Genomic DNA, 13,436 nt, shown 5'->3' with positions numbered 1-13,436 from the left:
AGAACATGCCTTCCGGTCTTCCCAAAACCATTACAGAATCAGAAAAACAGAAAACCTTCGATAAAAATATTGGGAAACCTCCAAAAATGAAAAAGCCGCCTCAGTTATTTTTGAGACGGCCTCTTTTCTTTTTTTATTTATTCGGTTGTGGTGTAACACGTAAGTAAGGTTTCACTTCCGTGTAGCCTTTCGGAAATTTAGCTGGAATATCCTCTGTTTTTATGGCAGGAACGACAATTACATCTTCGCCGTCTTTCCAGTCGGCAGGTGTTGCTACAGAATACTCATCTGTCAACTGCAGCGAGTCGATCACACGCAAAATCTCAAAGAAATTTCGGCCTGTAGAAGCTGGGTAAGTCAATGTCAATTTGACTTTTTTGTCCGGACCGATAACAAACACCGAGCGTACTGTTGCTGTAGCAGAAGCATTTGGATGAATCATGTCATAAAGTTCGGCTACTGTACGGTCCTTGTCCGCAATAATCGGGAAATCTACCTCGCAATTCTGCGTCTCGTTGATATCTTTAATCCAGCCCAAGTGGTCTTCTACTGAATCGACACTCAAAGCTAATACCTTTGTGTTTCTCTTTTCAAACTCTGATTTCAATTGTGCAGTACGTCCAAGCTCCGTCGTACATACAGGCGTGTAATCTGAAGGGTGTGAATACAAAACTGCCCAGCCTCCGTCGATATACTCGTAAAAATCAATTTTTCCTATGGATGTCTCCGCTTGGAAGTTTGGAGCAACATCACCTAATCGTAAACTCATATCTTTAAATTTAATGTTCTTTTTAAAAAATATTATCTACAAATTTAGTAGATTATTTGAGTTTTCAAAATGGAATGGCATCTCAATTTTGTAATCTTTCATCAATAAGTGTCAAATTCCCGTAATCTTCAAAAGAGAAACTCCCTAACTTTTGCGATACATATTCTAGTAGAAATTTCGAATTGTACAGGAGGCGTTGTTGCGTCTCACTCACAGGAGAGAGTAATGCGTCACGCAAGAAGAGTAACGCTAACGGACGAATTTGGTCGGTCTCCAACTCCTGTTCCACATACATCAAAAGCTCGTTCTGAGAAAGTCCCAGCAGCCAGTCTCTTTCTTTCCCAAAGAAATTACGGTAACCTTCTTCTATAAATGCAGCGTCAGCAGGCTCATCAAAAGCCTCGTATTTATCAATGAGTAGACGCAAAAACTTGCCCATCTCATTAATCCAATTCAGAATCGTATCTTTCTCGTATCTGATACCCATTATTTGCTGTCATCTGTTAAAGATCCATCGCATTCGTAAAAATTTTAGCGAAGATTTACTATCTGATTTGTCCGTCACCTGTAACATACCATTTCTCTGTCACCAATTTCTCTAAGGCAAAGGGTCCTCTGGCATGCAGTTTTTGGGTGGAGATACCGATTTCCGCCCCAAGCCCAAAAGCAGCGCCGTCGGTGAACCGTGTTGATGCATTCGTGTAAACTGCTGCTGCGTCTACCGTTTCCATGTACATGTTGACGCGTTCAGTATCCGTTGAAACGATACATTCCGAATGCTTAGAAGAATGCTCAGCGATATGCGCTAAAGCCTCGTCAAAACCTTCTACTACCTTGATTGAACATTGTAGCGACAGAAACTCTCGTCCAAAGTCTTCTTCACTGGCTAATGCTAACAACGGATAACCAAGTTCTTGTAGAATAGAAAAAGCCGTTTCGTCTGCGTAGATTTTTACGCTGCTCTCTTTAAAATAGGGAGCAACCTTACCGAGTAGGTCTTGCGCTACTTCCCTGTCGACCAAAACTGTATCCAATGCGTTACATACGGATGGTCGCTGTATTTTAGCATTCGCTATAATTTTTGCTGCTTTTTCCAAGTCACCTGATCGCTCTACATACGTGTGACATACGCCCGCCCCCGTTTCAATGACTGGGACTTTGGCCTGCTGACGAACTAGATCGATAAGTGCTTGCGATCCCCTTGGGATAATAATATCTACATATTGGGTTGCAGAAAGCAATTCACTTACAAAAGCTCTGTCCGTCGGCAATAGTTGAACGATATGTATGTTTAGATCCTGTCTTTGTAGCGCGTCTTGTATGATTTCGACTAATACACTATTCGTATACCAAGCATCTGATCCTCCTCGTAATACACAAACATTTCCTGAACGTATACATAGTGCCGCAACATCTACCGTTACGTTTGGTCTAGATTCATAAATCACTCCCACTACTCCGAGAGGAACGGTTTTCTTCTCGACCAGCAATCCATTTTCCAGTTCCTTACGAGAAATCGATAATCCCGTCGGGTCTGGAAGGTTCGCGATATCGATGAGGCTGGCTGATAAGCCTAAAATCCGATCTTTATCCAACAATAATCTATCGTATCGTGGGTCTGCTTTATCCATACGCTCCAAGTCCTTCTTGTTCTCGCGAATGATATCCTCTACACGTGCTTCAAGCGAATTGGCAATAGCTTTCAACAGCTGTTGTTTGGCATCATTGGTTAAGCGTTTCGCTGCTATGGTAGCTTCATGAGCAGCTTTTAATTCTTCTACTATACTTTCCTTCTTCATCTAAAAATCCCTTTCCGTTTATTATGTTACAAAAATAAGTAGAGACGCATATATTGCGCCCTTACAATTTATTCATTACCCATTGGACAGCGACAAGGGTTGCTTCCACGAATCACAAAAGCACTATATCATCAGCATGCGCTATCGCTACGTTCTTTTTCTTACGGATCGATTCCGCATCCAAAACATCGATTTTTGATTTTGCGACAGCAAATACCTCCCCTTTTTCATTGGCTATTTGGAACACCTCTCCAGTTTCTACGGCTTGATTAATCGTTACTATCCCTACAGCCAAAAGGCTTTTACGATTTAAAATAGCGTTTGCCGCTCCCTCATCGACGCGCACCAGTGCCTTGATAAGACTACCGGTCGCTAGCCACTTGTTCCTCGAAGATACCTTTTTTTTCTGAGGTAAACAAACCGTTCCTGTCTCACCCTTCACTGCTTTTAAGATTCCGTCCACCGTTTGCATACTGAAAATAACCGTTTGTATACCCATTTGATTTGCCAGTCTGGCGAAATTGAGTTTGGAGGTCATTCCTCCTAAACCGACAGCCGATTTTTCTTTTTTCACAAATGAAAACACCTCTTTATCGATCATCGAGATTTGTGAAATTACCTTTCCTTTGCTATCCAGAACCCCTGGAACCGACGTACTGAATAAAAGCTGTTCTGCGCCAAACCCTACAGCTATCAAAGTTGCTAGTTCATCGTTGTCCGAGAATTTAAGCTCTTTATTACTCACCACATCGTTTTCGTTGGCAACAGGAATGATGTTATTCTTCCACAGTTCTTGATACGTATCCTTTAGCTGAAGAAATTGGGCTCTGTTGGCAAAATGTTGCCGCTCACATAGACTTTGCGCCAACGCTATGTTGAACGGCTTGAAATACGTGCTATATGTACGGACAAGTAGCGGATTCCCGATAGCTGCTGCGGCCTTACGCGCAGATAAACTTCCATCATAATTCTTTAGGTATTTCTTCCCAGCGGCGACGGCACCGGACGACACCAGAACGATGTTATACTTCGATTGCAACTGAGCGGTTTGTCGGGCAATTTCAAGCACAATGCGCTCGTCGACATCGCCATCTTTGGTTGTAATAGCAGCAGAACCGAATTTTATGACCAATACGGGCTTTTTCATTTATTTTGGCATTTAAAAAAACAACACACTTGTTTAAAGAATGTAAATGTAGTAAGCTTTTTGATTCGAACAAATGTTTTTTTAATGGCTATGAAACTTGCATGAACAGTATATTGATTTAACTAAATTAAACTTTGGTATGGTTTATGAACGCCTATTTTATAAAAAGAGATAAGATGAAGTACATAGCACTCATATCCGTTTCATTTATGCTTTTTTCTTGTCAAGGTTCTGCTCGGAAGGAAGCATCTACTGATAGTTCTTCCTCCCTTCCTCCGATCGGGGGAGCTAAAGACAAGCACGGCTGTCTCATTGCCGCGGGGTACACGTGGTCAAAGATCAAAGATGAATGTATTCGTCCTTGGGAAGGCACAATTACTATGAATATCACCGACACGTCAACCAACTTTGAGACCGCAGCTTTCGTTTTGATGGATTTAACCAAGCAGAAAGCAGAGCTTTTCATACATGAAGAAGATGAAAGCGTACTATTGGATAGCGTCACGCCTCACTTGTATGCTAACGAGCAATACAGGTTGATTGAAGAAAATCACTGCTGGTCGTTGGTTCATCAAGAGGAAACTCTCTACGAAGAGAAGAAGTAACACAAAAAGCGTTTACTTTTTCCCTTCTCCGAAACGATCCTCATATAGCTTTTCCATGACGAACATCTCGTCACGCAGTTTTGCGGCTTCCAAAAAATCCATCTCCTTTGCCGCTTTTTCCATTTTTTTACGCACGTTTTCGATAGCCTTCTTCATCTCTTTATCTCCTAAGTATTCCATCACCGGGTCAGCGGCTATAAGCGCCGTGGCATCGGGCTCTACATACGCTTTCGCTTCACCAGGTTTAAAGTCTGCTACCGAGGTCTGTTCTAAAATTTCTTCACGCGTTTTACCCACCGTTCGCGGTACGATGCCGTGTTTTTCGTTGTAAGCAATCTGCTTTTCCCTTCGTCTGTTCGTTTCATCAATAGTCACCCGCATGCTGTCTGTCATTTGATCAGCGTACATAATAACACGTCCCTTATCATTACGGGCTGCACGACCGATCGTTTGAATTAAGGAACGTTCTGATCGTAGAAATCCTTCTTTATCTGCGTCGAGAATAGCAACTAATGTTACTTCCGGCAAATCTAATCCTTCACGGAGAAGGTTCACGCCGACCAGCACATCAAACTCACCTAACCGCAAACCGCGCAGGATTTCCACACGTTCCAATGTCTTTATTTCCGAGTGAATATAACGTACTTTAATATTTAATCGGCCCATATACTTGGTCAGTTCTTCCGCCATGCGCTTAGTCAATGTTGTCGCCAAAACACGTCCTCCTTCTTTTATCGTCTTGTCCACTTCCTCCAACAAATCGTCAACTTGATTAATAGCTGGATGCACTTCAATTATAGGATCCAACAAACCTGTGGGACGAATAACCTGTTCGACGACTACGCCTTCCGTTTTCTGCAATTCATAATCGCCAGGTGTTGCAGAAACGTAAACCGTCTGGTTCGTTAATGATTCGAACTCGGGGAAGTTTAGGGGTCGATTATCCAGTGCAGCAGGTAATCGGAAACCGTGCTCGACCAATGAGATCTTGCGCGAACGGTCTCCACCATACATGGCGCGTAGTTGAGGTAAGGTAACATGGCTTTCATCAATGACCAAGAGATAGTCGTCTGGAAAATAATCTAATAAACAGAATGGCCTCATACCTGCTTGGCGTCCGTCAAAAAAACGAGAATAGTTTTCAATTCCGGAACAGTAACCAAGCTCTCGCATCATCTCCAAATCGTAATTCACACGTTCCTCCAGGCGTTTGGCTTCAAGCAACTTGCCGTCTTCTTCCAACTGCACTTTTCGCTGTTCCAGCTCCTCCTGTATGGCCCATATAGACTGCGTAAATTTCTCCTTAGGGGTTACAAACAACGTCGCGGGAAACAGCGCTATATCTTCCATCCTAGAAATCGTCTGTCCCGAAATGGGATCAATTTCGCTAAGTTCATCAATTTCATCACCGAAGAACGAAATTCGAAAAGCGTTATCCGAATAAGCTGGATATACGTCCACAATATCTCCTTTTACTCGAAAGGTCCCGCGTTTAAAATCACTCGTTGTTCGGGCATAGAGTATTTCAACCAAACGATGTAAAAAAGCGTTTCGACTGATAGTAATACCTACAGAAAAACGAAAAATGGAGCGCGAAAAATCTTCCGGATTCCCCATACCATAAATACAGGATACGGACGATACGACAATTACATCTCGACGTCCCGACATTAGCGAAGAAGTTGTTGCCAACCGTAATTTTTCAATTTCCTCGTTGATCGCTAAATCTTTTTCGATATAGGTATTTGAAGATGCTATAAATGCTTCCGGCTGATAATAATCATAGTAAGACACAAAATAATTGACCGCATTCTCCGGAAAAAATTGTTTGAATTCCCCGTAAAGTTGTGCCGCCAAAGTTTTATTATGACTGAGAATAAGCGTTGGCCGCTGTGTCTCCTGTATAACGTTCGCGATCGTAAATGTCTTCCCTGAACCCGTTACTCCCAATAACGTCTGGTACTGATCCCCCTCTTCTATCCCCGTTATCAATTCTTTGATAGCGCGTGGCTGGTCTCCGGTAGGCCTATATTCTGATGTTAACTTGAATTTCATTAAGAATCTTCCATTGATGGAAATATAAAGTTAGGAAAAAGGCACTTAATTTGCTAAATTGCTGATATTAAATATATCGTTATGGTAACAATCCTGACCAAAGAAAATAGTATTGCCAATCACTATTTGGTGGAATTACGAGATATCAACGTGCAGCAAGACCGTATGCGCTTTCGAAACAATCTAGAGCGTTTAGGAGAGATTATAGCCTATGAGATAAGCAAAACGTTAGATTACGAACCTGTAAAAGTCCAAACTCCTTTAGGCGAGGCCTCTCATCAAGTTTTACAAGAACAACCTGTGTTGGCAACAATCATACGCGCGGGTTTACCGTTCCATCAGGGAATGCTAAACGTATTCGATCGCGCCGACAGCGCCTTTTTTGCCGCATATCGACATACGAAAAAAAGTGGTGAAATGCAGGTGTATAAGAAATACCTCAACACGCCTAATCTCGATGGCCGAATTCTCATCATCGCCGACCCGATGCTTGCTACAGGACGTAGCCTAGTTCTCTGTTGTAAAGATTTACTTGCGGAATACGAAATTAAGGAGCTTCATATAGCGGTCGTTATCGCGTCCGAAGAGGGGCTTCAACATGTGCGTGCTTTTATTCCTGAAGCGCACATCTGGGTCGGCGATGTAGACAACGAAATGACTTCCAAGTCCTACATTGTTCCGGGGCTAGGTGATGCGGGAGATTTAGCTTACGGGAATAAAGAGTAATAAACGAACGTATCAGAGATAACCAGGATGAAGTAACTTCGGCAAGGCAATTTAAAACCGGAAGACACCCAAACGAGTACCACTGCTGCCACTTCTTATGCGCATAACTAATAACAAAAACATAAAACGTAATTAACATATAATGATTAATATAACATTAAATTTATTCAAAAATATCATCAACTATGGTCTGGCAAAAATACAACGGCGAAAAAATCCACACGCCCATCAACGATGCTGTTGAAGAAATTATCAAAAGGGAAGCTTACCTAGGCAACAAATTAAAAGTATACATAGGTACAGATTCGCAAGTAAAACGAGGAATAGTAGAGTTTGCTACCGTCATTGTTTTTCTGCGCGAACATAAAGGTGGTTTCATGTTCATCAATCGCGACAAAATTTTCCGCCGGATAGGCATTAAAGAACGTATGCTTATCGAAGTCCAAAAATCTATTGATGTCGCGTACCAATTATGTCCACTTCTCGATCAGTATCATATCGACCTTGAAGTGCATGTCGATATCAACACTAACCCCAATTTCGAATCCAATATTGCACTAAAAGAAGCAATGGGATACATCATGGGCATGGGGTTTCAATTCCGAGCAAAACCTGAATCATTCGCGAGTACAAATTGTGCCAATAAGATGGTGCAATAGTCAATTTTACAAGCGAGCGATGTTCTTCAAATAAGTTTTAGTATAATTGTGAAAACGATTATACATTGGTTGATATTCCATTAACGAAAATTGCTGTCGTAGGTCCGGAATCCACCGGAAAATCAACGATGGCTCAGCATCTTGCTCACGTGCTTGAAACTGTATGTGTACCCGAGTATGCGCGATACTACTGCAGAAATCTCAACAGAGAATATACTCTACAAGATGAAGTTAACATGTTCTACGGGCAGATTGCACTGGAAGATTCCCTAACTCCGCTAACAAAAAACGATGTATTGGTTTGCGACACCACGATGTTAACTGTAAAAATCTGGTCTGATCACCTTTTCAACGGTACACCCCAGGAAGTAACGGACGAAATCAACGCTAGGAAATACGATTTTTATTTACTTATGGATATCGATCTGCCTTGGGAAGACGATCCACTACGGGATTTCCCGGAGAAACGAGAACATTTTATGAATGTTTGGAAAAAGGAATTGGAAGCACTGGATGCTTCATATAAGATTATTTCAGGAACAGATGCTGAACGGTTAAGAAACGGCTTGGATGCTGTTGATTTATTTCTGGGAAACAACTAACGCAAGGATTCGCCTAACGAAATACCGCGTCATTTATTCTAAGATACTTCTTCATCCCTATAATGTAGAAATTCCTCCTCCGTTGCAGCATACCTTGTAAGGCCTCGCCACCCAATACTGCTTTTCATCAACTGTAATTTACATTCCTTAAAATAATCAGGCCTTCCATTTCTTCTGGAAATAATGCGTACAGTATAATCCGCAGGAATAATTAACCGAATCTTATTATGCCCTAAAGAAAAAAAACCTGCCGGATGTTCGACAGGTTTTTTATTTAGCTCTTTTTCTTAATAGCGGTACGCTTCGGGTTTATATGGTCCCTCCACGGTTACGCCGATATAATCGGCCTGTTCTTCTGTTAGCGTATCCAGCTCCACGCCGATATGTGCTAAGTGCAAACGTGCCACTTTCTCATCTAAATGCTTCGGAAGCGTATACACTTTTTTCTCGTATTGACCACTGTTCGTCCATAGCTCAATCTGTGCTAACGTTTGGTTCGTGAATGAATTGGACATTACAAAAGACGGATGACCAGTTGCACAGCCCAAATTCACCAAACGACCTTCGGCGAGCAAGATAATGTCTTTCTCATCGATCGTATATTTGTCCACTTGCGGCTTTATCTCCACTTTTGTATCACCGTAATTGTTATTTAACCAAGCAACATCAATTTCATTATCGAAATGCCCGATATTACACACAACGGCTTTGTCTTTCATTGCTTTAAAGTGCTCCGCACGGATAATGTCTTTATTGCCTGTCGTCGTGACAACAATATTGGCTTCTTTAACAGCATCCGACATTTTCTTTACCTCATAGCCTTCCATCGCGGCCTGCAACGCGCAGATGGGGTCGATTTCCGTCACAATAACACGTACACCTGCCGAACGTAACGATTCCGCTGAACCTTTACCCACATCACCATAGCCTGCTACGACCGCAACTTTTCCAGCCAACATCAAATCGGTTGCACGACGAATAGCATCGACCAATGATTCACGACAGCCATATTTATTATCAAACTTAGATTTTGTTACGGAATCGTTTACATTAATAGCCGGCAAATGCAATGTGCCTTTTTTATAGCGCTCATAAAGACGGTGGACGCCAGTGGTTGTCTCTTCAGATAGGCCTTTGATTCCATCGACTAACTCGGGAAATTTATCGAACACCATATTTGTCAAGTCTCCACCATCGTCCAATATCAAGTTCAAAGGTTTGCGCTCTTCTCCGAAAAACAATGTTTGCTCTATGCACCAATTAAACTCTTCTTCTGTTAATCCTTTCCATGCATAAACCGGAATACCTGCGGCAGCAATGGCAGCAGCAGCATGATCCTGTGTGGAAAAGATATTACAAGACGACCAACTCACCTCTGCACCCAATTCGACTAAAGTCTCTATTAATACGGCCGTTTGTATGGTCATATGTAAGCACCCGGCTATTCGAGCACCTGTCAGTGGTTTAGAAGTTCCGTATTCTTGCCGCAAGCTCATTAATCCCGGCATCTCAGCTTCCGCCAATTCTATTTCTTTTCTTCCCCACTCGGCCAAAGAAATATCTTTTACTTTGTATGGGACGTACGTTGTTTCAACTGTTGACATATTGTTCTAATTTTTAATGCAAAAATAGCTGATAACCAACTCAAATCAAAAAGTTAAAGTTATTATTCCCTCGAATCTGACATTATCTTGAGGATAGTATCTTGATTGGCGACAGATAATCCATTATCTTTGTTACATGGTATGGGGAATTGTTATTTTCTCCTGCATGTATTTTTTTAAACTTTTACTTTTAATAAGAGATGTATCCAGAATATTTAGTAGCTCCGATGCGCCAAGAGTTGGTAGACGCGGGATTTCAGGAATTAAAAACAGTGGAAGAAGTCGATACGGCGATTCCATCGGAAGGAACCGTATTTGTAGTCGTTAATTCAGTTTGTGGATGTGCGGCTGCAAATGCACGTCCCGCTGCGCGTTATGCTGTAGAAAACAGTAAGAAGCCTAGTAAATTGGTAACTGTTTTTGCTGGTATGGAAAAAGATGCTGTAGATAAGGCTCGTGAGTATATGCTTCCATATCCTCCTTCTTCACCAGCGATGGCCTTATTCAAAGATGGTAAGTTGGTACACATGATCGAAAGACACATGATTGAAGGACGGCCTGCACAAATGATTGCAGACAACCTTATTGCGGCTTTCGACGAGTATTGCTAGTCATACACTTTGATTTTTTGAATGAAAGGCTCTCCTGTATTCTATCGGAGAGCTTTTTCTTTGGCAGTATATAGCATGAAATTCCAATTCGTCCCAATGAAACTATTTTACTCGTTCCTACTCTTTCCTTTGGTTTTCTTTATGGCTCGTTGTACCACCAATAAAGAGGTTGATCTTATCGTTTATAACGCGAAAATCTACACGGTGGACTCCATCTTTTCCCAAAAAGAAGCAATCGCTATAAAAGGAGGAATATTTATCGATATGGGTACCTCGGAAGAGATACAAAGTAAATATGTTGCAAAGGAACTTATAGACGCAGAGGGCAAACCGATATATCCTGGCTTTTATGATGCACATGGCCACTTCTTATTGTTGGCAGATATGCTTGAGAAAGTCAACCTCAACGGCACAAAATCTTATGACGAGATAATTCAAAAACTTATCGTCTACCACCAAAAGAATCCTGATAAACGATGGATTATCGGAAGTGGCTGGGATCAGAATCTATGGGTAGATAAAAGCTTCCCCATTAAAGACAGCTTAGACAAATATTTTCCCGAAACAGCCGTTTTTCTTTACCGTGTCGATTATCACACGGCCTTAGTGAATAGTAAAGCTTTGCATATAGCACAGTTGGATACTACCCGTCCTATACCGGGGGGACTGATGGCTGTTGATAGCTCTGGCAATTTCACAGGTATATTAATAGATAACGCCATGGAACTAGTCTCACGCCATATCCCTGTCCCGGAACAACACGATTTATTGTCAGGGCTCCGCAAGGCACAAGACTCCTTGTTTTCCGTCGGTCTTACTTCTATTGTTGATGCCGGTCTTTCTGCAGAAAAATTGGACTATCTTAAAAAATTATATCAGCGGGATTCGTTAAAAATAAGGAACTACGCAATGATTGGTGGAGACGCCCACGATATCGAGCGATATATACGCGGCGGAATATATGAATCCGAACGTTTAACGATCCGTTCCGTAAAGTTGATGGCTGATGGTGCGTTGGGCTCCCGCGGTGCTTGCTTACTTGAACCCTATAGCGACGACACCCTTTCACGAGGATTTCTTTTGCAAAGCCCAAAAGAACTGGATGATATTATCAGCAAGCTGGTGAGAACACCTTTCCAGGTCAGCACACACGCTATCGGAGATTCTGCCAATAGATTAGTGTTAGATACTTACGGTAAATATGTAAAGGATGGAAAAAAAAGGCGATGGAGAATTGAACACGCTCAGGTAGTATCTCCTTCTGATTTTTCGAAATTTGCCCAATTTCAGATTATCCCATCAGTTCAGCCGACACATGCGACTTCCGATATGTATTGGGCTAAAAACCGTTTGGGTGTTGATCGCATAGAAGACGCTTATGCTTACAATAAACTGTTGGAACAATATGGAAAACTAGCTCTGGGAAGCGATTTTCCTGTGGAGCACTTTAATCCGCTATATAGCTTTCATGCCGCTGTTGCCCGTGTCGATAAGAATGGAGTTCCAGCCGGTGGCTTCCAAATGGAAAATGCTATAACAAGGGAACAAGCACTACGGGGGATGACAATATGGGCGGCTTATTCTTGTTTCCAAGAAAAGAAACGCGGCAGCATTGAAAGCGGAAAAGATGCGGATTTTGTTATCTTGAATAAAGACATCATGACGATACCTGACAATCAGCTACGTGATGTAAAAACGTTACGCACGGTAATTGCAGGAGAAACTGTATTTTTAAGAGACTAACCTTCAAATTTACTGCATATCAAACAAATGTTTTTCAGCGTGGTAGGATGAACGCACTAAAGGTCCGGACTCTACATATTTAAAACCCATATCCAAACCTATTTGTTGATATTTTTTAAACTGGGCAGGCGTGATCCACTCTACGACAGGATGGTGTGCTTTTGTAGGTTGCAAATATTGTCCTACCGTGAGAATATGCACACCCACGTTGTATAAATCTTGCATCGCTTCGATAACATCTTCCTCTGTTTCCCCGAAACCTAACATGATACCAGACTTTGTACGTAAGCCTGCTTCGGATATACGGCGCAAGCATTCCAACGAACGGTCGTATTTTGCTTGGATACGTACTTCACGTGTCAATCTCCGTACGGTCTCCAAATTATGAGAAACGACTTCTGGACGTACAGCCAACACCCGGTCAAGATTATCCCATTGTCCCTTAAAATCGGGAATCAACGTCTCTAAGGTTGTTTCCGGGCTCTCTCTGCGAATGGCATTGACCGTTTCTGCCCAGATGGTAGAACCTCCGTCTTTTAAATCATCACGATCCACCGATGTAATCACACAGTGTTTTACCTGCATCAGCTTCACTGACATTGCCACGCGATTCGGCTCATCCGTATCTACAGCCAGAGGACGACCTGTTGCCACTGCGCAGAACGAACAAGAGCGTGTACAAATGTTACCTAATATCATGAAAGTAGCTGTACCCGCACCCCAACATTCTCCCATATTCGGACAATTTCCACTCTCACATATCGTGTGCAATTTATGTTCATCCACAAGGCTTCGTACATGACGGTACTCTTTACCCACAGGTAACTTCACACGCAACCAATCTGGTTTGCGTTGTGTTTCAGCCGCTGAAATTACAGGTAGTTCAATCATGTAGCAAAGTTACACATTATTCTCCTAAAAAAGGGGCAAGCGGATTGTCAGTCTTTTCCCATGTTTTGCGTTTGAAAGTTTCACCAAAAAAAACAAATAGAGGCTGTCTCAAAAGTAATTTTTGAGCAGCCTTTTTTTATTTTCTACTATTCTCCACATTATTTCTATTTTTTGTTGATATTTTATTCATCTATCCTGTTGTATATCAGCGTTCTGATCCCTATC

The 13,436-nt window shown here is 42.0% G+C and carries 13 protein-coding genes; 6 read left to right on the top strand and 7 right to left on the bottom strand.

The genetic code is table 11. The features are described 5' to 3' along the window. Positions 1-133: 133 nt before the first annotated feature. The 4 genes from C5745_RS19550 to proB all read right to left on the bottom strand — a co-directional run bounded on the left by C5745_RS19550 (position 134) and on the right by proB (position 3,715). Positions 134-769, bottom strand: coding sequence for a peroxiredoxin (locus C5745_RS19550; RefSeq protein ID WP_105718704.1), 636 nt, complete (start codon positions 767-769; stop codon positions 134-136). 82 nt (positions 770-851) lie between these two features. Beyond that, complete coding sequence (locus tag C5745_RS19545; protein WP_105718703.1) at positions 852-1,256, bottom strand: hypothetical protein; 405 nt, start codon at positions 1,254-1,256, stop codon at positions 852-854. Positions 1,257-1,314: 58 nt separating this feature from the next. Then, positions 1,315-2,568 (bottom strand): glutamate-5-semialdehyde dehydrogenase, encoded by a 1,254-nt coding sequence (locus tag C5745_RS19540; protein WP_105718702.1) that lies wholly within the window; start codon positions 2,566-2,568, stop codon positions 1,315-1,317. 112 nt (positions 2,569-2,680) lie between these two features. After that, entirely contained in the window at positions 2,681-3,715 is a 1,035-nt protein-coding gene (gene proB, locus C5745_RS19535) for a glutamate 5-kinase (protein ID WP_105718701.1), read from the bottom strand. Positions 3,716-3,891: 176 nt separating this feature from the next. Here proB and C5745_RS19530 point away from each other — a divergent pair, with 176 nt between their 5' ends. Beyond that, the gene (locus tag C5745_RS19530) at positions 3,892-4,320 is read left to right on the top strand and encodes a hypothetical protein (RefSeq protein ID WP_133166409.1); all 429 of its coding nucleotides are present in this window, start codon (positions 3,892-3,894) and stop codon (positions 4,318-4,320) included. 12 nt (positions 4,321-4,332) lie between these two features. Here the strand turns inward: C5745_RS19530 and uvrB are convergent, their stop codons facing one another. Beyond that, positions 4,333-6,375, bottom strand: a complete 2,043-nt coding sequence (uvrB, locus tag C5745_RS19525; protein ID WP_105718699.1) for an excinuclease ABC subunit UvrB — start codon at positions 6,373-6,375, stop codon at positions 4,333-4,335. Between the two features lie 81 nt (positions 6,376-6,456). Between uvrB and upp the strand changes: the two genes are divergently transcribed. The 3 genes from upp (at position 6,457) to C5745_RS19510 (ending at position 8,362) form a co-directional block, all read left to right on the top strand. Next, complete coding sequence (gene upp, locus C5745_RS19520; protein ID WP_105718698.1) at positions 6,457-7,101, top strand: uracil phosphoribosyltransferase; 645 nt, start codon at positions 6,457-6,459, stop codon at positions 7,099-7,101. 185 nt (positions 7,102-7,286) lie between these two features. Continuing rightward, positions 7,287-7,760: a ribonuclease H-like YkuK family protein gene (locus C5745_RS19515; protein WP_105718697.1), complete on the top strand. Its 474-nt coding sequence runs from the start codon at positions 7,287-7,289 to the stop codon at positions 7,758-7,760. Between the two features lie 65 nt (positions 7,761-7,825). Further along, complete coding sequence (locus tag C5745_RS19510) at positions 7,826-8,362, top strand: AAA family ATPase (RefSeq protein WP_105718696.1); 537 nt, start codon at positions 7,826-7,828, stop codon at positions 8,360-8,362. Positions 8,363-8,649: 287 nt separating this feature from the next. On the opposite strand, the gene ahcY is transcribed toward C5745_RS19510, so the two are convergent. Next, complete coding sequence (gene ahcY / locus C5745_RS19505) at positions 8,650-9,966, bottom strand: adenosylhomocysteinase (protein WP_105718695.1); 1,317 nt, start codon at positions 9,964-9,966, stop codon at positions 8,650-8,652. Positions 9,967-10,166: 200 nt separating this feature from the next. Between ahcY and C5745_RS19500 the strand changes: the two genes are divergently transcribed. Together C5745_RS19500 and C5745_RS19495 are read left to right on the top strand one after the other, a co-directional pair. Continuing rightward, positions 10,167-10,577 carry a BrxA/BrxB family bacilliredoxin gene (locus C5745_RS19500; RefSeq protein WP_105718694.1) on the top strand — a complete coding sequence of 137 codons (411 nt, stop codon included), beginning with the start codon at positions 10,167-10,169 and terminating at the stop codon, positions 10,575-10,577. 96 nt (positions 10,578-10,673) lie between these two features. After that, positions 10,674-12,320 (top strand): amidohydrolase, encoded by a 1,647-nt coding sequence (locus C5745_RS19495; protein ID WP_105718705.1) that lies wholly within the window; start codon positions 10,674-10,676, stop codon positions 12,318-12,320. 9 nt (positions 12,321-12,329) lie between these two features. Here the strand turns inward: C5745_RS19495 and lipA are convergent, their stop codons facing one another. Further along, positions 12,330-13,211: a lipoyl synthase gene (gene lipA, locus C5745_RS19490; RefSeq protein WP_105718693.1), complete on the bottom strand. Its 882-nt coding sequence runs from the start codon at positions 13,209-13,211 to the stop codon at positions 12,330-12,332. Positions 13,212-13,436 lie beyond the last annotated feature (225 nt).

The sequence above is a fragment of the Sphingobacterium haloxyli genome (assembly GCF_002980525.1).
GTDB lineage: Bacteria > Bacteroidota > Bacteroidia > Sphingobacteriales > Sphingobacteriaceae > Sphingobacterium > Sphingobacterium haloxyli.
This window is presented reverse-complemented; position numbering and strand designations above follow the sequence as displayed.